17 protein-coding genes are annotated in these 19,758 nt (G+C 64.9%); 10 read left to right on the top strand and 7 right to left on the bottom strand.

The genetic code is table 11. The features are described 5' to 3' along the window. The first annotated feature begins 7 nt into the window (after positions 1–7). The 6 genes from R2676_RS04380 to R2676_RS04405 all read left to right on the top strand — a co-directional run bounded on the left by R2676_RS04380 (position 8) and on the right by R2676_RS04405 (position 6,527). Positions 8–853, top strand: coding sequence for an NAD-dependent epimerase/dehydratase family protein (locus R2676_RS04380; RefSeq protein ID WP_206273915.1), 846 nt, complete (start codon positions 8–10; stop codon positions 851–853). After that, on the top strand, positions 853–1,779 hold the full coding sequence (locus tag R2676_RS04385; protein WP_206273916.1) for an SMP-30/gluconolactonase/LRE family protein: 927 nt from the start codon (positions 853–855) through the stop codon (positions 1,777–1,779). The genes R2676_RS04380 and R2676_RS04385 overlap by 1 nt, the downstream gene beginning before the upstream one ends. Then, positions 1,776–2,909: an alginate lyase family protein gene (locus R2676_RS04390; RefSeq protein ID WP_206273917.1), complete on the top strand. Its 1,134-nt coding sequence runs from the start codon at positions 1,776–1,778 to the stop codon at positions 2,907–2,909. The genes R2676_RS04385 and R2676_RS04390 overlap by 4 nt, the downstream gene beginning before the upstream one ends. Positions 2,910–2,919: 10 nt before the next feature. After that, on the top strand, positions 2,920–4,239 hold the full coding sequence (locus tag R2676_RS04395) for an MFS transporter (protein ID WP_316856899.1): 1,320 nt from the start codon (positions 2,920–2,922) through the stop codon (positions 4,237–4,239). Positions 4,240–4,253: 14 nt separating this feature from the next. Beyond that, the gene (locus tag R2676_RS04400) at positions 4,254–5,510 is read left to right on the top strand and encodes a glycerate kinase type-2 family protein (RefSeq protein ID WP_206273918.1); all 1,257 of its coding nucleotides are present in this window, start codon (positions 4,254–4,256) and stop codon (positions 5,508–5,510) included. Positions 5,511–5,720: 210 nt separating this feature from the next. Continuing rightward, positions 5,721–6,527, top strand: coding sequence for a polysaccharide lyase family 7 protein (locus tag R2676_RS04405; RefSeq protein ID WP_206273919.1), 807 nt, complete (start codon positions 5,721–5,723; stop codon positions 6,525–6,527). Positions 6,528–6,716: 189 nt separating this feature from the next. Here the strand turns inward: R2676_RS04405 and R2676_RS04410 are convergent, their stop codons facing one another. The 6 genes from R2676_RS04410 to R2676_RS04435 form a co-directional block, all read right to left on the bottom strand. Continuing rightward, positions 6,717–7,568 carry a VOC family protein gene (locus R2676_RS04410; RefSeq protein WP_206273920.1) on the bottom strand — a complete coding sequence of 284 codons (852 nt, stop codon included), beginning with the start codon at positions 7,566–7,568 and terminating at the stop codon, positions 6,717–6,719. A gap of 46 nt (positions 7,569–7,614) precedes the next feature. Beyond that, entirely contained in the window at positions 7,615–8,367 is a 753-nt protein-coding gene (locus R2676_RS04415; protein WP_316856898.1) for an ABC transporter ATP-binding protein, read from the bottom strand. A 2-nt stretch (positions 8,368–8,369) separates the two neighbouring features. Further along, a complete protein-coding gene (locus R2676_RS04420; protein WP_206273922.1) occupies positions 8,370–9,224 on the bottom strand; it encodes an ABC transporter ATP-binding protein in 855 nt (284 codons plus the stop codon). Continuing rightward, positions 9,208–9,798, bottom strand: coding sequence for an OsmC family protein (locus R2676_RS04425; RefSeq protein WP_206273923.1), 591 nt, complete (start codon positions 9,796–9,798; stop codon positions 9,208–9,210). The genes R2676_RS04420 and R2676_RS04425 overlap by 17 nt, the downstream gene beginning before the upstream one ends. 63 nt (positions 9,799–9,861) lie before the next feature. Then, the gene (locus R2676_RS04430; RefSeq protein ID WP_206273924.1) at positions 9,862–11,700 is read right to left on the bottom strand and encodes an ABC transporter permease; all 1,839 of its coding nucleotides are present in this window, start codon (positions 11,698–11,700) and stop codon (positions 9,862–9,864) included. Between the two features lie 19 nt (positions 11,701–11,719). Further along, on the bottom strand, positions 11,720–12,889 hold the full coding sequence (locus R2676_RS04435) for an ABC transporter substrate-binding protein (RefSeq protein WP_410482478.1): 1,170 nt from the start codon (positions 12,887–12,889) through the stop codon (positions 11,720–11,722). Between the two features lie 325 nt (positions 12,890–13,214). Here R2676_RS04435 and R2676_RS04440 point away from each other — a divergent pair, with 325 nt between their 5' ends. The 3 genes from R2676_RS04440 (at position 13,215) to R2676_RS04450 (ending at position 16,152) form a co-directional block, all read left to right on the top strand. Continuing rightward, positions 13,215–14,189, top strand: coding sequence for a fatty acid desaturase (locus tag R2676_RS04440; protein ID WP_206273926.1), 975 nt, complete (start codon positions 13,215–13,217; stop codon positions 14,187–14,189). Then, entirely contained in the window at positions 14,176–15,003 is an 828-nt protein-coding gene (locus tag R2676_RS04445; protein ID WP_316856897.1) for a phosphate/phosphite/phosphonate ABC transporter substrate-binding protein, read from the top strand. Before R2676_RS04440 ends, R2676_RS04445 begins: the two co-directional genes overlap by 14 nt. Before the next feature lie 780 nt (positions 15,004–15,783). Then, on the top strand, positions 15,784–16,152 hold the full coding sequence (locus tag R2676_RS04450) for a hypothetical protein (protein WP_206273927.1): 369 nt from the start codon (positions 15,784–15,786) through the stop codon (positions 16,150–16,152). 306 nt (positions 16,153–16,458) lie between these two features. Here the strand turns inward: R2676_RS04450 and R2676_RS04455 are convergent, their stop codons facing one another. After that, complete coding sequence (locus R2676_RS04455) at positions 16,459–17,196, bottom strand: response regulator transcription factor (protein WP_206273928.1); 738 nt, start codon at positions 17,194–17,196, stop codon at positions 16,459–16,461. Positions 17,197–18,087: 891 nt separating this feature from the next. Here R2676_RS04455 and R2676_RS04460 point away from each other — a divergent pair. Further along, complete coding sequence (locus R2676_RS04460; RefSeq protein WP_206273929.1) at positions 18,088–19,707, top strand: methyl-accepting chemotaxis protein; 1,620 nt, start codon at positions 18,088–18,090, stop codon at positions 19,705–19,707. The last annotated feature ends 51 nt before the right edge of the window (positions 19,708–19,758 follow it).

Raw genomic sequence — 19,758 nt, forward strand, 5'->3', positions numbered from 1 at the left:
CTTGAGCATGGGAACCCACGAAACAGAAAGCGGCGCGTCTGCACAACGCAAGCCATTCAAGCGACTACTTCTGACCGGCGCTGCCGGCAACCTCGGTCGGCAACTGCGCGGCGCGCTGGCGGCATGGGCAGATGTGGTCCGCGTGAGCGACATTGCCCCGCTGGGCGAGCTGGCGGCACACGAAGAGGGTGCAGTCGTCGATCTGGCAGACCGACAAGCCGTGCATGCCCTTCTCGAAGGTGTGGACGCAGTCGTCCATCTGGGTGGCATTTCGGTCGAAGCCCCGTTCGATGATCTGATGCAGGCCAACATTCTCGGGTTGTACAACCTGTATGCCGCTGCGCAAAAGCAAGGCGTGAAGCGCGTTGTCTACGCCAGCTCGAACCACGCGATGGGCTTCCATCCCGTCACCTCAGTCCTGGATATCGATGCACCGCTGCGCCCGGATTGTCTGTACGGCGTGACCAAGTGCTTTGGCGAGGCGCTGTCGCGCTACTACTTCGATCGGTTCGGTCTGGAGACCGTATGCCTGCGCATCGGCTCGTCGTTCGAGGCACCCAGGAATGCGCGCATGCTGGTCACCTATCTGAGCTATCGGGATTTCATCGAGCTCGTGCGCTGCTCTCTGTTCACCAATCGTGTGGGCCACGCCATCGTCTACGGTGTGTCGGACAACCGCATCAAGTGGGCAGACAACACCAAGGCAAATTTCCTGGGGTTCCGCCCACAGGACAGTTCAGCACAGTTCGAACATTTGTTTCCAGCGGTTGCCCCCACCGACAATCTCGATGACCCCACACAGCGCTACCAGGGTGGGCCCTTCGTGCTTGCCGGGCCGATGGAGTCGAAGTGATGTCCGTGGTTTCGCAACCATCTGTTGAGCGCATCGACGTCGGGTACGCACCTGCCACGGTCGGCGAGAGCCCGGTCTGGCGTGCGCAGGAAGACGCGCTGTACTGGGTCGATATTCCCGCGCAGCGCATCGTGCGGCAGCGCGTGGCCTTGGGTCTGCGCACGGAATGGGTGCTGCCTGAGAAGGTCGCGTGTTTTGCGTTCGGCTGCAATGGCGGGTTGGTGGCTGGGCTGGAGACGGGCCTGTTCGCCGTCGCGCTCCCAGAACCGGCGACTGCCGATGGCAAAACACCGGCCTACGCACGCAAGCTTGCAGCACCGCAGTTCCGAGTGCCGGGCACGCGTTTCAATGACGGCCGTTGCGACAGGCAAGGCCGCTTCTGGTCCGGCACGATGGTGCAGGACATGGCCGCCGCCAACCCGGCCGGCGCGTTGTTCTGCCTCGATACGCAGGGGCGGTTGTCGGCGCCGGTGGTTGATCAACTGATTGTGCAGAACGGACTGGCGTGGTCGCCCGATGGCACGACGATGTATCTGTCCGATTCGCACCCGCAGCGCCGGCTGATCTGGGCCTTCGACTACGACACCGAGACCGGCACGCCCAGCCGCCGCCGCGTCTTTGCCGATCTGCACGACTATGCAGGGCGCCCCGATGGCGCCGCGGTCGATGCCGATGGCTGTTATTGGATCTGCGCGAACGATGCCGGTGCGGTGTTGCGCTTTACGCCACAGGGTGTGCTGGATCGCAGGATCGACTTGCCAGCCGTCAAGCCGGCCATGTGCGCGTTCGGCGGGCGCGATCTCGGCACGCTGTTCATCACGTCTATCCGTCCTGCCACCGGAGCGACAGAGCATGACGGCCATGTTTTTGCGGTTCGCCCAGGGGTGCGCGGCCTTCCCGAGCCGGAATACGCGGGGGTGCTATGAGCTGCGAAGACATCTCGACCCGGTATTCCCCGAGCCGCCGGCTGCTTCTGCACGGCGTGTTTGCAGCGCCGCTGGTCGCCGCGGCCAGAGGCTATGGCAATGGCTGGGCGGCCGATCTGGTATCCCGCCCGAAGAGTGAGAATGCGATGACCTACGCACTGACCTCGTTACAGCGTGCGGAAGCACTGGCGGCTTCCGTACCGCCCGCCGTGGCGGCACAACTGATTTCACAGGCGCACCCCAGCCTGGCGCGCCCGCTGCATGTGCGCGACATCGTTCACACGCAGGGCCTGCTGCCGCATGAAGGCGATCGCGATGCAAGCGTGCTGGCCCAGCAGGATTGGCAGCAGACCCTGGTGCAGGCGCTGGCGTTTCGCGTATCCAACACCCCCGCCTATGCCGACAAGGCAGTGGCGTACATCGGCGGCTGGCTGCCGGTGTACCGGTCATCTTCCAACCCGGTGGACGAGGCTGGGCTAGTGCAATTCCTGTTCGGGCTGGATCTGGTGCGCGAGCATTTGTCAGCCGAGCTTGAGGCGCGCATTCCTTCCTTCGGCGCGCAACTGGCCGAGGCTTACCTGACGCCTGCACGGCGCGTGGGTGACGACAGCACACTGCTCAACAACTGGCAGAGCCATCGCATCAAGCTGGCGACCGCCGGTGCTTACCTGAGCGGCGACAGGCGCTGGATCGACGCAGCGCGCGCCGCCTTCATCGACCACGTGCGGCAGAACGTGCGCGACGACGGCAGCACTTACGATTTCGCACAGCGCGACGCGATGCACTACGTGGTCTACAACCTCGAGCCGCTGTTGATGGCGGCAACGATGGCGGCCAGGCATGGGGCGGACTGGTACGGCGCTCCGGAGATTCGCGGCAGGCTGGCGAGCGCGCTGAACTGGCTCGCGCCGTATGCGCGTGGCGAGAGGCAGCACGAGGAGTTCGTGCACAGCAGCGTGAAGTTCGATGCGCGCCGCGCTGCCGCCAACGTGAAAGGCTATGCCGGCCTATGGCAACGCAACGAGGCGGCTGACCTATACCGGATCGCCACGCATCTTGATCCACAATTTCGCGCCGTATCGGTTGGGCTGGATGCCACGCCGGTTGTGCGCGCTTTGTTCCCCGCCTAGGGAGAGCACGATGACAATGAAAATCAGGGGACTGCGCTGGTGGATGATCGGCCTGCTGACGCTGGGCACGGTCATGAACTATCTGGCGCGCAGCTCGCTCGGCGTGGCCGCGCCCACGGTCATGCAGAGCCTGCATATCACCACGCAGCACTACGGATGGATTACCGGAGCCTTTCTCGTCATGTACCCGATTGGGGCGCCGCTGACCGGGTACCTGATGGACCGTATCGGCTTGCGCTTCGGCTTCTTGCTATGCGGTATCGCATGGTCGCTGATCTGCATGGCGCATGGGTTCGTGAACGGTTGGGTCGGCCTGTTCGTCCTGCGTGGCATGTTGGGACTGGTGGAAGGGGCGTTCATCCCGGCCGGTATGCGGGCCACGGCCTACTGGTTTCCGGCACGCGAGCGCGGCTTCGCGGCGGGCACGTTCAACCTGGGCGCTTCGGTAGGCGCCATCATGGCGCCGCCCTTGATTGCATGGTCCATCCTCAAGTACGACTGGGAGACGGCCTTCATCATTGCCGGCGCCTTGAGCCTCGGCTGGGCGGTGTTGTGGCTGCTCTTCTATCGCCATCCAGCTGCGCACCCAGCGCTGACGAAAGAGGAGGCGGACTACATCGCAGCGGGGCAGGCGGACGACCAGAACATCGGAGGAAATGACCGGGTGGCGCAGGCCAAGGATGGCGGCAAGCCGCCCATCCGCCAGATCCTGTCGCAGCGCAATTTCTGGGGTATCGCGTTGCCGCGCTTCTTTGCTGATCCAGTGTGGGGCACGCTGGTCTACTGGATGCCGCTGTACCTGTATCAGGCACGCGGGTTCGATCTCAAAACCATCGCGCTGACGGCGTGGCTGCCATTTGTGGCGGCGGATTTCGGCTGCATGATGGGCGGCACCATCTCCGCGTATCTGAACAAGCGCTTCGGCGTCGCCATCGTCGACGGCAAGCGCGTTGCGTTCTCTCTCGGTGCGGTGCTCATGATCGGCATGGCCGGCGTGGGCTTCGTCAAGGACCCCGCGGTAGCGATCTTCTTGCTGTGCCTGGGCGGATTCGCGCACCAGACGCTTTCGATTTCGGTGATCTCACTGTCGGCAGACCTGTTCCCTAAGCACGAAGTGGCGACTGTCACCGGCATGGCCAGCTTTGTGGCTGGAATCGGCAACCTGAGCTTCACGCTACTGATCGGGTGGCTGGTCAGCAGTATCGGCTACACGCCATTCTTCGTGGCGCTGGGTTGCGGTGATCTGATAGGCATGGCGCTGCTGTGGACGCTGGTCAGGCACCGCACGCCGGCACAAAACCGCAACGTGTCTTCGGCGGCAAGCGCCTAGTTTGAGAGTTGACGATGGACCCGATTTTCCTGTTGCGCCGGATGTTTGGCGCCGCCATCAATTCAGCGCTGCCGGCAAGCAACCTTCTGGCGCATCTGCCCGAGGTACCCGGCGGCCGCTTGATCGTCATCGGTGCGGGCAAGGCGTCCGCAGCAATGGCGCGTGCGGTTGAGACACATTGGAAGGGACCGCTCAGTGGCCTCGTTGTGACTCGCTACGGTTACGCCGTGCCGTGCGAGCACATCGAGATCGCGGAAGCTGCACATCCAGTGCCAGACGCAGCCGGAATGGAGGCCGCGCAGCGGATGCTGTCACTGGTCGGCAACCTGAGCGCGCGCGACACCGTGCTATGCCTGATCTCGGGTGGTGGGTCGGCGCTGCTCCCCTTGCCGATCGATGGCGTGACACTGGAGGACAAGCAGGCAGTCAGCCGCGCGCTGCTCAAATCTGGCGCGAGCATCAGCGAGATGAACTGCGTGCGCCGGCACCTGTCAGCCATCAAGGGCGGCCGGCTCGCGGCAGCATGCCATCCTGCCAAGGTCGTCACGCTGCTCCTCTCTGATGTGCCAGGCGATGATCCATGCGATATCGCCTCAGGTCCCACCGTGGGTGATCCTACGACGTGTGCGGATGCGCTGGCGATCCTGCGTCGATACCGGGTCGATGTGCCGAACGCCGTGCTTGAAGCACTCGAAAGCGAGCGCGGGGAATCTCTCTTCCCGGACGATGCCCGCTTGGCGGGCAACACCGTGCGTATGGTTGCCACGCCGCAGATGGCGCTGGAAGCGGCTGCTGCGGTGGCACGTGCGGCGGGATTCCCTGCGCATATTCTCGGTAATGCGATTGAGGGCGAAGCGCGCGACGTCGGGGCCGTGATGGCAGGCATTGCGCGGCAAGTGAGGTTGCACGGCCAGCCATTTCCAGCGCCGTGCGTTCTGCTGTCCGGCGGTGAAACGACCGTCACTGTGCGGGGGAACGGCCGTGGGGGGCGCAATGTGGAATTTTTATTGTCCCTAGGTATTTCGCTCGCTGGCGAACCCGGCATCTACGCGATTGCTGGGGATACCGATGGGGTGGACGGTCAGGAGGAAATCGCTGGGGCCGTGCTCACGCCGGATTCGCTCAGCGAAGCGAGGGCGCTCGGCATCCAGCCGCTCGAAGCGCTCGATAACAACGACGGACACGGCTTCTTCGGCGCCTTAGGGGCCTCCGTTGTGACGGGCCCGACATTGACGAACGTCAACGACTTTCGCGCCGTGCTTGTTCTGTGACTGCGCCCGTACCAAGGATTTGCGACGCAGCGGCCTCCAGCGCGTGCGGTCGTTGTTGGTGACGTTGTGTTCGAGCGTACCGCCGCTGTCTTCATGTGAATAGGGTCGCCTGACGCGGCGCAAGGGGGGGGCGAGAGGACGACCCGGTCGCAATGATCTATCGACAGCATCCCGACGACATTCAACCAGCAGCACAAACGAGGAGACGAGATGAAGCATCGAATCATGATCTGCCTGACGGCAGCCCTGGCGGGCAGTTTGCTCTCGGCATGCGGCGGCGAGGACGGCGCGTTGTCCGTGCAGGGACGGAGCCTTCAGAAGATGGGGAGCCCGGCGGCCCCGGCACTCAGCACCAGCAGTCCTCCTGGCTCAAACTTCAACTTGGCACCTTTCACGCTGCAGTTGCCTACCGGCTCATCGGGCAGCATCACCACGGTCAGTGGCACCAAGCTCGCGGCGGGCTACACCAACCCGACGTACTTCTACACGGACAGCTCTGACGGCTCCATGGTCATGATGGACCCGACGCAGGGCTGGACCACCTCAGGCTCCTTGCATCCACGCACGGAACTGCGCGAGAGCACCATCTGGCCGAGCACGGGCACAAACAAGCTGAACGCGACGGTTGCCGTTACGCAGGTGCCGGATCACACCACGATCGGCCAGATCTTCCAGGGCACCGGTCCGAGCAAGCCACTGTGCGAGCTGCAGGTGACGTCAAGCGGCGGTGTGCAACTCCTGCTCGAAAACACCAACCAGGGTGGCAGCGCGACGATCTATCCGATCACCACCGTTCCGGTCGCCAGCACCTTTGACTATGAACTGAGCCTCAGTGGCAGCACGATTACGGTCACGGTCAACGGTACGGTCAGCACCTTCACGATGGATTCGAGCTTCGTTGGAGAGAGCTTCTACTTCAAGGCCGGCGACTACGATCAGACTGCAGTGTCGGGCACGCCCCTGACCACGCCTGGCACCGTGGTCAAGTTCTATGCGCTGACGCTGACCCACCAGTAAGCCGCGCTCTCGCGACCGTCATCCCACAGGCCCAGCGCAAAGTCGTTGGGCCCCGGGCATAGAAAGCTAGCGGACGCTGCCACGGTCCGATGCCTCATTTGAGACGCCACGCCGTTGGCCAGACTCCGCGTCGCTTGTCTGTCTGTCGATCAACCTGTCAAAAAAAAAAAATCGCCGCCCCCACCGGATTCAGCCGAGCGTCGCCTCCACCAATGCCCCCTCTGCTGCCTGCCGCGCGTCGGCAGTCGGATGTACCGAAATCCGTGCGCCGTGCGTCTGTTCCACGGGCAGCGACGCCGTTGTCGCGACGCTGCTCGACAGCGTCAGCCCCAGGACGCCTTCACCTCGGGTAGCAAGGTGATGCTCCAGATCCAGCGCGGCAGGCAACTGGCTATCCGGCAACGGGCTGACCAGCACCACGGCCGCGTCGCCCACCGGCACCGCCGCCGAGGCGATGCCCACGCCGGCCAACGTTAACGGTTGCGGCGCCGGTGCCGATCCGAGCAGTGCGCGATACCGCGCCAGACTGGTCACGATATCCCGAACAGCCACCGTGACTGAAGCGATGCCCTGTACGCCGTTGGCATGTTCGCGCACCTCGCCTTCGCGCACGCGCAGGTGGCGCGGGGTCACGTCGCCGCACAGGAAGGGGAGGTCGGGGGTGGCAGGGCGGCCGAGTTCCCAGACGAGCTGGGCGCCGTCGGGGCGCAGACGGCCGCCGGGCAGCGGGCCTTCGTAGTCGAGACCACGCGCACGCGCGGCATCGACCACGGCGCCCACGTTGTGCGGCAGCAGGGCAAAGTCGACATAGCCTTCGCCATGCCGCTCGCCGAGCAACCACCAGCGGCGCTCGGGCGCGGGTTGCAGGAAGGCGATCAACTCTAGGTAGCTGCCGTCGGCAAAACCGACCAGCGCGTTGTGCGTGACGCCGTCGGCATGCGTGCCGCCGCGCTGCACGGTGAAGCCAAGCGCCGTGTAGTCGGCAATGACGCGCTCTAGATCATTCACGCGGATGACGATGTGGTCCAGGGTCAGGCTCATGGTGGTTCCGGTTCGAAGGGATGCGAGTGGTGTCGGGCGTCAGGCGTCAGGCGGCTTCACCGCCGAGATAGGCGCTGCGGATGCGTGCATCGTGCAGCAGTTCGCGCGCCGGCCCCGACAGCACGATACGTCCGTTCTGCAGGACGTAGCCATGGTGCGCGATGCGCAGGGCGAGGCTGGCGTTCTGTTCCACCATGAAGACCGACACGCCCGTGGCGTTGACTTGTGCGATGAGGTCCAGCACATGGTCGACATAGCGCGGCGACAGGCCCATGGTCGGCTCGTCCATGCAGATCAGGCGCGGGCGGCCCATCAACGCGCGAGCCATCGCCACCATCTGCTGCTCGCCGCCCGACAGCGTGCCCGCCAGCGCATGCAGGCGTTCTTTCACACGCGGGAAGAGTGTGAGCATGCGCTCGTAGTCTTCTGCGATGGCGGTGCGCTCCCGGTGCGGGTTGCGCGTGAAGGCGCCCATCAGCAGGTTCTCGCGCACCGTCATGGCCCCGAACAGCCGGCGGGCTTCGGGCACCGACGCCACGCCCAGGCGGATGATCTGCGGCGTCGAGAGCTTGAGCGTCGACACCCCGTCGATCTGCACGTCGCCGGCGGTCGGCTTGTGCAGGCCGAGGATCAGCTTCATCGAGGTGGACTTGCCGCTGGCGTTGCCGCCCAGCAGGCTGACGATCTGGCCGGGCCGCACCTCCAGGTTCACGTCGAAATGCACCTGGGCCGGGCCGTAGTGCGTGTGGATGCCGGCAAACCGCAGCAGCGGGGGAGGCGTGGCGATGGATGTCGTCATGGTCATGCGGCCAGGGCGGTGGGCCCGGTGGCCGATGTGTCCAACGCTCCCACGCTGCGGTGGCCGAGATAGGCTTCGATGACGGCGGGATCGTTGCGCACGGCCTCGGGCCGGCCTTCGGCGATCTTGCGGCCGTTGTCCATGGCGATCACGCGGTCCGAGAGTTGCATCACGAGTTCGAGTTTGTGCTCGATCAACAGGATGGTCTGGCCCTGTGCCTTGAGCGCGGCAATGATCTGCTGCATCTCGGCGGTTTCGCTTTCGTTCATGCCGGCGGTGGGCTCGTCGAGCAGCAGCAGGCGCGGGCGCGCGGCAAGCGCGCGGGCAATCTCCACGCGGCGGCGGTTGGCGTATGACAGCGTGTACGTCGGTTGATGCAGACGCGGCAGCAGGCGCTCGCCAAAGAGCGCGAGGATGTCGAGCGCCTGTCGGTGCAGTGCGGCTTCCTCATCGCGCACGCGTGCTGGCCGCCACAGCGCCAGCGCCAGTTCGGCCAGCGGACCGATCACCGGCCACCGCGGCCGCACCGCGTGCAGTTGCGTGTGCGCGCCGATCAGCACGTTGTCGAGCACGCTCAGGTTGCCGAACACGCGGCCGTGCTGAAACGTGCGTGCCACGCCGGCGGCAGCAAGCTGCTCGGCGCGCCAGCCGGTGGTGCTGGCGCCATCCACGCGCACCGTGCCTGCATCGGGCGTGTCGACGCCGGTGATGAGGTTGAACAGCGTGGTCTTGCCTGCGCCATTCGGGCCGATCAGGCTCACGACCTCGCCGTCGGCTACGTCGAGGTCGATGCCGTCGACCGCTGTCAACCCGCCGAACCGACGCGTGACGCCGCGCAGTTCAAGCCGGGACGGCATGGTCTGCCTGCGGGTCGGTCGCGCTGCCGGTCGAACCGTCGGCGCCGCCCGTGCGCGTGTGCTGTAGCGTGGCGCGGATGGTTTGCGGATGCTTGAGCAGGTTCAGGATCGGGCAGGTACGCTCGACCGCTTCGAACAGCGCATCGAGCTGCTCGCGCGATGCGGGCGAGGCGATGTGCACCGTGTAGCCGATGTCGTGCGGATACACCGGAACGTGCTCGTACCCCGGATGACCGGCGCGGGCGTCGATCTGGCCCGTGACTTCCACTTCCAGCGAATCGATCGGCACTTCATGCTGCGCGGCCTGGATCAGGAAGATATGCGTCACGCACGAGCCCAGCACGCCGAGTTGCTGTTCCGGAGAACTGGCCCCGAGGTTGTAGCCGGCAAAGTCGGGCGGGCTGTCGCTGATGATCTGATGCTCGCGGATGCGTACGCGGCGCACGCCGCTGCGGCCTTCAGCGCTGACGCTGGCGGCCAGGCGCACCGGTTCAAAGGCGCCGGACGCAATGCGTGCTTCGCGTGCCAGTACGGCCGCGCGTTTTTCGATCAGGTAATCGTTGAGCGTGCTCATGGAGTCCTCGTGAGAGTGATGCGCAGTGGTGCCGAGTGGTGTCGAGTGGTGTGATACGGCGGCTCAGACCGTCCCCAGCAAGCCTTGGGGGCGGAAGCGGACCAGCAGCAGAAGCGTGAGGCCGACGATCAGGATGCGGTACTCGGCCGTGACGCGAAACAGTTCAGGCAGGCCGACGAGCGCCACCGCGCCCATCACCGCCCCCGCCACGCTGCCCAGGCCGCCGAGGATCACCATGGTCAGCGCCAGGATGGAGATCGGCGAGCCGAAGGTCTCGTGGTTGATGTAGCTGTAGAGATGCGCGGTCAGGGCGCCGGCAACGCCCGCCAGGAAGCCGCCCACCCCAAAGGCCAGTGCCTTGTAGCGTGCGGGCGAGACCCCGTAGGCGCGCGCTGCGACGTCGTCTTCGCGGATCGCGCGCAGGGTGCGGCCCAGGTGCGTGCCCAGCAGGCGCCGCTGCAGCAGCCCCAGTGCCACCACGGCAGCCAGGCCCACCCAGTAGAACGCCGCGGCGGAATCGAGCGCGAAGTTGCCGGCGGCCAACGGTGGAATCCCCGCCACGCCGATCGGGCCGCGCGTGACGCTTTCCCAGTTGAGGATGACGAGCGCGATGATCTCGCCAATGCCGAGGGTGGCGATCGACACGTAGTGCCCCCGCAAGCGGAACGCCGGCAGCACCAGCAGCGTGCCGAGCGCGGCGGTCACCACGCCCGCCAGCAGCACGGCCAGCAGCACGGGCACCTGGGCATCGATGGCCAGCAGCGCCGAGGCATAGGCCCCGATGGCCAGCAAGCCCGCATGCCCAAGCGAGATCTGCCCGGCCGTGCCCGCCACCAGCGTGAGCGACAACGCCAGCAGCGCGTAGAGCCATGCGTTGGTCAGTACCTGCACGACATACGACGACACGCCGGTCAGCGGCACCACGGCCAGCACGGCAATTGCCACGGGCCACACCCAACGCGGCACGTTGATCGGGCGGCTCGGTGCGATGAAGGTGCCCGTCAGGGGTTCGGGCGGCAGCGCGGGTTTGCGCGCGAATAGTCCATTCGGCCGCCACACCAGCACGCCCACCAGCAGCAGGAAGGCGAACAGGTTGCGATACGGCGTACCGAACAGGGCGACGCCATAGCTCTCGGTCAGGCCGAGCAGCAGGCTGCCCGCAATCGCCCCGGGCACATTGCCCACACCGCCGATCACGACCGCCACCACGCCCTTGAGCGTGGCCTGGAAGCTCATCGCGGGGCTGATGTTGTTGTAGTACATGCCGACCAGCAGCCCGCTCAGCCCACCCAGCGCAGAGGCGATGGCAAACACGGCCTGGTTGACCGCGTGCGTGCTCACGCCCATCTGCCGCGCGGCATCACGGTCCTGCGCGGTGGCGCGCACGGCCCAGCCCAGCCGCGTGTAGCGCAGAAATACAAACAGGACCGTCGCACTGGCCAGGCCGAGCGCCGCGATCAGCACGTCCAGCGCACCGATGCTGCCGCCGCCCAGTGCGAGTCGCCATTCGGGCAGGGGGTTCGGCAGCGCACGTGGGTCTGGCCCGGCCAGCAACTGGACGGCCTGATCGATCACGTAGCTCAAACCGATGGTTGCCAGCAGCGGTGCAATGCGCGGTGCATTTGCCAGCGGGCGCAACCCGATACGCTCGATGCCCATGCCCAGCAGCGCCGAGCCGACGATCACCAGCGCGATCGTCACCCACAGCGGCGCATGCAGGTGCGTGATGGCAAACCATCCGATGAACGCACCCACTGTATAGACCGAGCCATGCGCAAAGTTGATCAGGTGCGAGACGCCGAAGATCAGCGCCAGCCCCACCGCCAGCAACGCATAGATATTGCCGACGACGAGCCCGTTGACCGTGTAGTCGAGCCACGCCCCATGCAGCAGCGATTCCATCTTCGATCCATCCGCCCCGTTATTGCGCGGCGACCGTGGTCTTGCGATCGAGCAGCGCCCACTTGCCGTCCTTGACCACCACGTTGACGCTGCGCACGCCCAGCACGCGGCGCGTGGCCGGGTCGAACGTGGCGCGGCCGAACACCACGCTGGGCACGTCGCGCAGCTTGGGCAGGGCATCGCGGATGGCACGGCGGTCCGTGCCGCCCGCCTTCAGTGCTTCGGCGGCCAGGATGACGGCGTCGTAGGCGAAGGCGTTGAAGGCGTCGGGGTCGCGCTGGTATTTGGCGCGGAACTGCTTGACGAAGGTCTGCACCTCGGGCCGCGGCTCGTCGGGGAAGAACGTGGTGTTGGTGGCCACGCCGTTGACGGCCGTCGCGCCCAGCTCCAGGAACTTGGGCGAATACACCGAGCTGGCCGCCACGATGGGCAACTGGATGCCCGTGGCCCGCAACTGCCCGGCGATGAGCGCGCCGTCTGCGTAGTACGAAATCAGCACGATGCCGTCGGGTTTGGCGTCGCGCACGCGCACGAGCGTGGAGCGGAAATCCTTCTCGTCGGGCTGATAGCCTTCGGTGGCTACCACCTGCGCGCCGCGCTGCTTGGCAGCCGTCACGAATACATCCTTGCTGGTGCGGCCCCAGTCGGTGTTCAGGTAGAGCACGGCCACACGCTTGAAGCCTTCGGTCTTGACGGCCAGATCAGCCAGCAGCGGTTGAGCATCGGCCTGGCTGACCGACGGGCTCCAGATGAAATCACCACCCTTGGTGAAGTCCGGGTGCGAGTTGGTGAAGCCCAGTTGTACGAGCCCCGCGCGCTGGTAGATCGGCGAGGCCGCCATCGACGCGGGGCTGGAGAAGTCGCCCAGTTCGATGAGGATGCGGCGGTCGTTCACAAACTTCTGCGCAATGGCGACGGCCTGGCGCGGGTCGCTCTGGCTGTCTTCAAACACATACTGCAGCGGTCGCCCGTGGATGCCGCCGGCAGCGTTGATCTGCTCCAGCGCCAGGTCGAAGCCGGCCTTCCATTGCGCGCCGTACTGCGCGTTCTGGCCGGTCAGCGGGCCGGACACGCCAAAGTACAGGGGCTCGCCCGAGGCCGGTGCCGCCACGGCCTGTCCGGCAGCACCGGCTGCCGCCACCCACATTGCGCGAACCACCCAGCGTCGCCATCCAAGCAGCACAGACATCGTTTGCTCCATCGCTCATTGCACTCGAGAAGCAATCACTATGGGCTGCCGGTGCACGCGTGCCAACGAAGGATTGGGAGCATGCATATTCGCGCACTTGCGGTGCAGCGATAGTCTGCTATTGCGGCATCGACCGGGCTGCAAATCGCATCGACCCGCAGATGCGCGCTTTGCGTCACGGCGCTGCGTGCGGATCAAAGAAGGCCCTGAATGGCATGTGCGCTAGCGGCCGACTGCCACATATCGTTATCGACAATCCTTCGTTCCGGTCGTGCAGGGCCGGCCCGTATGCTGTGCCTTCGTTCCACAACGCAAGCCCGCACGCATGGCCATTTATCTTGACGACCGACAGCGCACGGAGTTGGCGCAGGCCGCCCGTCACTGGCTGTGGCGCACGGAGCTGCCGACGTGGCTGCTGATCGCCACGGTCTATACGACCTGGTTTGGTATTGCCACGCATGTGCGGCAACTCGGTTTGCCGCTGGCGTGCGTGCTGCTCACGCTGTGCACCACGTGGTACCTGTCATTGCAGCACGAGCTGCTGCATGGTCACCCGACACGCCTGCCGTGGCTCAATGCCCTGCTTGGCGCTGCGCCGCTCGGCATCTGGCTGCCCTATGGCCTGTACCGGCGCCTGCATCTGCAGCACCACGAGGCTGAACTCACGCACCCCGACACCGATCCGGAGAGCTACTTCCTCTTCGCCGTCGACTGGCATGCGGCGAGTCCGGCCATGCGCAAGCTGTATGCCGCCCGCAATACGCTGGCGGGGCGGATGGTGCTGCAGCCCGCGTTCTCGATCTTCACCATTGCGGCGGATGCTCTCGCAACGCTGCGCTCGGGCGACTGGCGCGACGCGCCGATGTGGGTGGCCCACCTGCTTGCCGTCGCGGCGCTGCTCGTCTGGCTGCAGACGGCCTGCGGCCTGCCCGCCTGGCTCATGCTGCTGGGCGTGGCCTATCCGGCGCTGTCATTGGCGGCGATCCGCTCTTTCCAGGAGCATCGCGCGGCGGATTCCCACGCCACCCGCAGCGTCATCAACGACGCCGGCTTGATGTGGCGCTTGCTGTTTCTCAACAACAACTACCATCTGGTGCACCACGACCTGCCGTCCGTACCGTGGTTTGCATTGGCGTGGGTCTACCGGCGCCGCGCCGACGACTACCTCGCGCGCAACGGCGGCTTCCATGTCCGTGGTTATCGGGAATGGCTGATCCGCTATGCGCTGCGCGTGGCGGCGCCCGTGGCGCATCCGCTGTCCCATGGTCCTGGGGAATATCGCGAATATGGCGAAGCGTGAGCGCTGGGTGGCGGCCCTCCCGATGTACAACGTCTCTGCGTCGTTGCGGGAGGACTGGGCCACGCTGATCGAGCGGACAGCGCAGGCGCTCGGCAGTGGCACGTCGCCCGTGATCCTGGACACCGTGGACCCGGGCGAGAGCCCCGACGCGCTGCACGCATTCTGGCGGCGCGACGACGTGTTGCTGTCGCAAACCTGCGGCTACCCGTTGATTCGCGGGTTGGCATCGCGGGTGCAGTTGATCGGCACCCCGCGCTTTGTGGTGCCCGGCTGCCAGCAGGAAGCCTATAGCAGTGCAATCGTGGTTCGCGCCAAAGATGGCCCCGCCACCCTGGCCGCATGCCGGGGCGCGCGCGTGGCCTGCAACAGCCCCGATTCGCACAGCGGCATGAACGCGCTGCGCCACGCCGTTGCGCCGCTGGTGCGCGGTGCGCGGTTCTTCGGGGCCGTCGTGCACACGGGCTCGCACCTGCGGTCGCTGGCGGCGGTGGCCGACGACGAGGCCGACGTTGCCGCCATCGACTGCGTCACGCTGGCCTTTGCCGCAGAGCACAGGCCGGACCTGGTTGCGGGGCTGCGGCAGATCGGCTCGACACGGCATGTGGCCGGCCTGCCCTTCATCGCCTCACGCCGCGCGGGCGACACGCTGGTGCAGCGCGTGAGGAACGCAATGCGCCAAGCCTTGCACGATGACGCCGGTCTGCGCGCGAGGCTCCGCCTGGAAGACATCGTGCCGACCACCTTGGCGCACTATCGGCCCATCGCCGTGATGGCACGCGAGGCGCGCATGCGTGGGTATCGGGAACTGGGGTGACGTTTCCGCAAGGATGGAGGTCGAGCCAGAAAGGGCCGATGACGGGCCTCTGAGGTCCGAACGTGGACCTCCAACCGTCACGCTCGGGCCTCCGCAGGCGGAGCGTGGGCCTCAAACACCCACCTTCCACCGCCCAAGCTCGAAAATTTCGACCTCTGACTGCCGGCTTCGACCCTTGGACGGTGGAACGTCAGCCTCAACGGGCCAACGTCGAGTGTTTGAGGGCCAAGCTCGGGTCTCGGAGGTCCGATGTGTCGAATGTTTTTAGGCCGTGCTCAGGCCTCCGAGGGCCATGCGCCACTGTCTGACGGTGGCGTGTCGCTCTCGGACTGTCGAGATCGAATGTTTGAGATCCACGCACGCACCTAAAACGGCGGCGCTCGGCTGTCTGCAGGACAACGGCGAGGAGCAGAAGGGCGGACGTGCTTGGCGCAGGGTCAACCGCCGCTCGCATTAGGCCTCGTTTCGCACTGCGCGGGCGGCCATTGGAACCCGGAGGCCTGGTGCACAGAATCGGAAGTTGGAAGCAGCCCCCCTCGCTATAATCCACCCCGCTGCCGCACCAACGGCAGTCTGGTTTAGCGACCTGAAACACCAAGGCGGACGATTGCTGCATGCAGTCGCACTGCTGCTTCCGTTCGCGCCTACTTTGGCGGGCCGGATGGTGAGACCTTCGGGTCTACCGGTTTCCTTGGGACCGGGTCGCTAACACCATCGTCAGGCCCGCCACCCTCGTTTAGCGCCGAGATGGTGAGGCTCCTTCAATCCCAAGGAGGCTCCATGCCTATTGCAGACGAGACGCGACCAGCGTCGTATCCATCTCCACCAGCACCACCCCCCAGCCCAGCGCCCACGTCGCCTGACGCTGGCACGCTCACCAAAAACCGCACCTACCTGAACGGCGCAATCGCAGCGCAGGCGTATCTCAGGCGGATACGCACCGCCATGCGCAGCCACGGCCAATGCCGACCGGGCATGCTGCGTGAAGAGCTTCAACACCTCTCCACACATGCGTTCCCGCCGGCGTTTATCAAAGGCTTTATGGACGCGATCGATGCGTACGTTTCGATGTCGCTCGGGGGCCGCGACGTCGATCCGCAGACGTGGGATGTGTTAGCCGCCATCGAGCGGCGTGGCTACAGCCAATAACAACGGATTGACGCATTCCCGTGACGGGCGGGAATGCCAGGTTTTTCCAGAACGCCCCGATCCATTTGCAGGATGCAATTGAACGGAATGGGGTGCGAGATAGCAGCAATGCGCTGTGAATTCCCTCGCAGGAAATCCTTAACGCGATAACAATTAACAAGGCAATCGTTTTTAAACAAGCGCTGGATTGAATAAGCCAGAACGAATGCGTCTGTCTTGAATGTTTCTGATGAAGAAACGCTAAAACAATTGCCGTGGGCGGGGATGAGCCTCTGCAAGCCGCAATCGTTTGCGCAAAAGGGTCGTTTAAGCGGCCAGACTGGGCGGCGGCGGTGCGGCTGCCGGCCCGTTGCCGGCGGCTTGCACGGCAAGCTGGTAGCCGCGTGCGTACACCGTCTTGAGTTCCACGCCGGTCTCGGGCCCGAACTGGAGCTTCTTGCGCAGCTTGTAGATGTGCTGCTCGATCGAGCGCTCGACGATGCTGGCGTCTGCGCCCCACACGGCCGATGCGATCTGCTGACGCGACAGGAACGAACCCGGCGAGGAGAACAGCAGCCATGCCGTCGCAAATTCCCGCGCTGTCATGCGAATGGGGATGCCGTTGAGCGTTGCCGTCCGGGTCAGCCGGCACAGGCGATACGGCCCTACCACGACGTGCATGCCGGCGTTCGGGCGCACCGGCGCGGCGCGGCGCAGGGCCCGTTGCACGCGGGCTTGCAGCTCTTCGGCAGTGAAGTGGCCCGTCAACACGTCGTCCACGCCCGCATCGAAGGCCGAGGCCATGTCGCCGCGATCTGCAAACTGGCCGAACACCAGCGTGGGCCACCGCATGTCGGCATTGCACTCACGCCACGAAAGCACGAGCTGCCCGGCGGTACGGTAGTGCTGCGCGTCGATCATCAGCACGTCAAACGTTTCTGTGCGGCGCGCACGCAGCAGCGCCAGGGCGTCGTCAAAGCGGACGCATTCCGCACCTTGGCTGGACAGGCAGCTTGCCACGTAGGTAAAGCTGGATGGGTTGGAGGTCAATATGGCGAACTTCATGGTGCTTCCCCTTCAAGCCACTGCGCTGAAGACTCGTTGCAGATGGCGCCTGAAACTGGGGCCAAGCATAACGTTCACAATTTGCTCACACATCCCTATAAAGAGTGAAATCACGTTTAGAGTTGATTGAGTTTTTTCTTTGACTTTGCAATCGACAATTGAACGTGTCAATCCGCATCGCATAAAGCGTCTTTGCGCAAAAGCCCATAAAGAGGCCGGCGAATCATCGTTCGCCACGCGAGGCTGACAACCTGATCGAACCGATCTGTGGCCCAACGTGATCGCGGGGCGTTTGGATGCGCCCTCGGTTCTCTGGGTGGGCGGGTAACCCGGGGGCTGCTGCGGCACGTGGACGGCGCGGCACGGCGGACCGCTCTTCGGCATGTGCGATGCACCCGCTCCCCGCAGCACTGCGCGCGCGTGACCGCACACGGGCAGCGCGATTTCCATCTGCAGACGAGAATTAAAATAATTTCAGATCGGAAGTTTTTGCGCCGTCACGATTCACAAAATCGCAGATTTGGTGCGCGTTCATTCTCTTCGTTCGGCGCGGATGTGCCGCCAAGCCAATATCGGCGCCACGCGGCTCACGATCTGCACCCACCGCTCTCGCCGCGTGCACAGGTTTGAAGCGCGGTGCTGCCCTGGCATCGCATTCAAGAATCCTTTGGCCGTGCCGTCATCTCCGGTCAAAGCAGCCTGGGCAATCTTGGAGCGCGACGGCTTTGAAGATCGGTCAACGACAGCCGCACTTGTCTTCAAGATGCTCCTGCTTCAACGCATGCACCTGATGCATCGCCAGATGGCTATGGCTATGGCTACGGTTATGGCGATGGCGTTGCCCAGGTCATGACGTCTCTCTCTGACGCCGCTGAAACAGGAATGAAGTAAATGAGAATCTCGGATATGAAGATCGGGGTGCGCCTTGGTGCAGCGTTCGCACTTGTTGTGGCGCTGTTGATCGGGACCGCCGCCGTCGGCATCCAACGGCTGGACGACAACAACACGAAGATGGGCCGGATCGTCAGCGAGCGCTATTCGCTGATCGCACTGAGCAACCAGATCAAGAACAACGGCTACAAGGCCAATGGCATTCTCAGCAATCTGCTGCTGGCCACGTCGGCCGACCAGAAAGCGAAGTACATGAACGACTACGCAGCCATCCGCCAGGCCAACGGGCAGGCGTATGCACGGCTGGAGAAGATGCTGACGACCGATGCGGGCAAGGCGCTCTTCAAGGAACAGTTCGACGCGCGGTCCGCTTACGGTGCCACGGTGCGCAAGTTCTTTGAGCTGATCGATGCCAACAAGCCGGAAGACGCTCGCGTGCTGTACCAGGGTGACATGAGCCGCCTGCAAGACCAGTACTACGTGCTGGTCGACAAGATGGTGGACCGCCAGGCCAGCGAGATGGAGCACGACGTCGGCGAAGCCGCCGAGCAAGGTGCCAACGCGAAGATTCAGATGATCGTGCTTGCCGTGCTGGCGACCTTGCTTGCCATTGCCACGGGCGCGTTCATCACCCGCACGATCACCGGGCCGATCAACCGTGCGCTGCACCTGGCCGAAGCCGTGGCGCAGGGCGATCTGACGCACCGTCTTGAGGTCGGCGCGCAAGACGAGATCGGCCGCCTGCTGACCGCGCTCAAGCGCATGACCGACAACCTGCATGGCATCGTCGGCCGTGTGCGTGGCGGGACGGACACCATCGCGCGTGCATCGCGCGAGGTGGCGAGCGGCAACATCGATCTGTCCAGCCGGACCGAACAGCAAGCCAGCTCGCTGGAACAAACGGCGGCGGCCATGGAGCAGCTCACCTCCACCGTCAAGCAAAACGCCGACAACGCGCAGGAAGCGAGCCGCCTGGCATCCAATGCCTCGCTGGTGGCGACCAAGGGCGGCGATGCCGTGGGCGAGGCGATCGAAACCATGAGCACCATCAATGCGTCGTCACGCAAGATCGTCGACATCATCGGCGTGATCGACAGCATCGCGTTCCAGACCAACATCCTGGCGCTGAACGCCGCAGTGGAAGCTGCGCGCGCCGGCGAGCAGGGCCGCGGCTTTGCCGTGGTGGCGGGCGAGGTGCGCAACCTGGCGCAGCGCAGTGCCGCTGCGGCCAAGGAGATCAAGGCGCTGATCGAAGATTCGGTCAACCACGTCGGCACCGGCACCGCCAAGGTGGAGGAGGCCGGCCAGATCATCCGCGACGTGGTGGCCGGTATCCAGAACGTGACCAACATCGTTGCCGAGATCAGCGCGTCGAGCCGCGAGCAGAGCGAAGGCATCGAGCAGATCAACGAGGCCATCACGCAGATGGACAAGGTCACGCAGGAAAACGCCTCGCTGGTCGAGGAAGGCGCGACCTCGGCACAGGCGCTGCAGGACCAGGCCGATCAGCTGGCCGACATGGTCAGCGCGTTCAAGCTGCATGGCGACATGTCGGGTCATGCGCAGGGCGCACAGAGCGGGACGGCCACGCTGGCGCAGGCTGGCTGGGCGCGTACTTAAAAGCACTTAAACACGTTTGTCATTCGCAGGTGTTGTCGCAGTGATGTTGCA

It is taken from the genome of Ralstonia flatus, assembly GCF_958439105.1.
GTDB classification, from domain to species: Bacteria; Pseudomonadota; Gammaproteobacteria; order Burkholderiales; family Burkholderiaceae; genus Ralstonia; species Ralstonia flatus.